At 56.9% G+C, this 1,584-nt stretch carries 2 protein-coding genes; one reads left to right on the top strand and one right to left on the bottom strand.

The window, feature by feature from the left end; translation table 11 throughout:
• Nucleotides 1–155 precede the first annotated feature (155 nt).
• Nucleotides 156–932: an Asp/Glu racemase gene (locus ABYM29_RS15660; RefSeq protein WP_372865724.1), complete on the top strand. Its 777-nt coding sequence runs from the start codon at nucleotides 156–158 to the stop codon at nucleotides 930–932.
• A gap of 172 nt (nucleotides 933–1,104) precedes the next feature.
• Here ABYM29_RS15660 and ABYM29_RS15655 read toward each other — a convergent pair.
• On the bottom strand, nucleotides 1,105–1,584 hold a 480-nt coding region (locus ABYM29_RS15655), incomplete at its 5' end, for an MFS transporter (protein ID WP_372865723.1).

The following is a 1,584-nucleotide window of genomic DNA, read 5'->3' as shown; positions in this document are numbered from 1 at the left end:
TGTGGAAACCGTTACCCCCTGGATGGCGGCCAATGTACTGGCGGCGACTAAGGACGGCAGTACGGTGGCCTGGCTGACCACCGGCAAGGCCTTTTACCGCTTCTTAACGGCGGGCTTTAACAAGCGCGACCTTTTTACCGATCTCGGAGTTTAAGATGAATAATTATCAGCTCGCCTCCCGGGCGCGCATTGGTGTGTTGATTCCGTCGACCAATACCGGCGTGGAATACGACCTGCAGAAGTTTGGCCTGGACGGCATTAGCTGGCACCCGTCGCGATTCTTGATTCGCCTGAAAGATTGGGCGCAAGAGGGGCAGCGCAGCGGCGATGACGAAAATACGGTATTTGAGCGTTTTCTAGAGCTGATGCGCGAGGATATGGGGCCGGCGATCGACAATATTATGACCGCGCAAATTACCCATTTAATGCTTGGTATGTCGGCAGAGACGTTCTGGGGCGGCATTGAGGGCAATCTTGAATTTGAGGCGGCCATCCAGTCGCAGATTGGCGAGCTGGGTATGACGACTGGCGCCGCGGCGACCCGCGATGCGCTGAGTAATTTCGGTGCCAAAAAAATCTCGGTGATTACTCCCTATCCGCCGATAGGCGACGACAATGTTCGCCAGTATTTCGACGAGATTGGTTTTGAGGTGAAGCACGTGGTTGGCTTGAACTGCGCTTCGGCCACGGCGATTGCCGAGACCACGATTCCCGAGGTGATTGCCGCGGTTAAGCAGGCAGACGGCGACGATGTCGATGCCATTATTCAATGCGGTACCAACCTGTCTACCGTGGACCTGTTTCCGACCCTGGAGCATTGGCTGGAGAAGCCGATGATTCCGATCAACGTGGCCACCATTTGGCACGCCCTGCGCGCCAGCGGTATCAACGACAAAATTACCGGCAAAGGCCGTTTGTTAGAAGAGTTCTAAGTGGTTGTCCTCTCGAGCCTTTAGCGCTGTCAGTAATAGGCTCCCTCGCGCCGAATACGGCTTGCCGTATTCGGCTTTTTTATGCCGCAAATAAAACTTGCGGGCTTGTGGCAGGAAAAAGCCGGATGCGCGAGGCGCTATCCGGCGTTGGCTGAGCTAGTGCTGGCGCAGCTTAGTTGCCGCTGACCGGCACCACCTGCTTGCGTATTAGCAGTGCCCAGATCGTGACGGCCAAGGCGAGTAGACCAAACAGCACAAAGGGGCCGGACTCGCGCCAGTGGTCGAACAGGTAGCCGCCAACCTTTGCTGCCACCAATATGCCAACGGCGCCGGATAGATTGAAGAAGCCAATCACTGCACCGCGAATTGCCGAGGGGGTCTGCTGGGCGATCAGCACCGCGCTGGTGATAATGACGCCGACTTCGCCGAGGCCGATGAAGATGGCGCAGATGATCATTTTGGTGCTGAATGGATCGTCGATGAAAAAGGTGCCACCGTAGCCAATAAACGACACTAACAGGCTGACAATCAGTGCGTCGACGCGCGCTAGGCGGTCGGACAAAATGCCGAACAGCGGTGCGCCAATCAGCGTTACGCCCTGGGCAATGCCGACAATCATGCCGCCGCGGGCCAGTGCTTCGGCGCGGCTCAG

Origin of the sequence: Spongiibacter sp. (assembly GCF_041602295.1) — a bacterium.
Lineage (GTDB): Bacteria > Pseudomonadota > Gammaproteobacteria > Pseudomonadales > Spongiibacteraceae > Spongiibacter.
The sequence above is the reverse complement of the archived record's forward strand: the minus strand, read 5'-3'. Positions and strand labels throughout refer to the sequence as shown.

Bases quoted from the DNA above. Each gene is read 5' to 3' on its own strand.
- ABYM29_RS15660 (WP_372865724.1), top strand. From the start codon at position 156: ATGAATAATTATCAGCTCGCCTCCCGGGCGCGCATTGGTGTGTTGATT.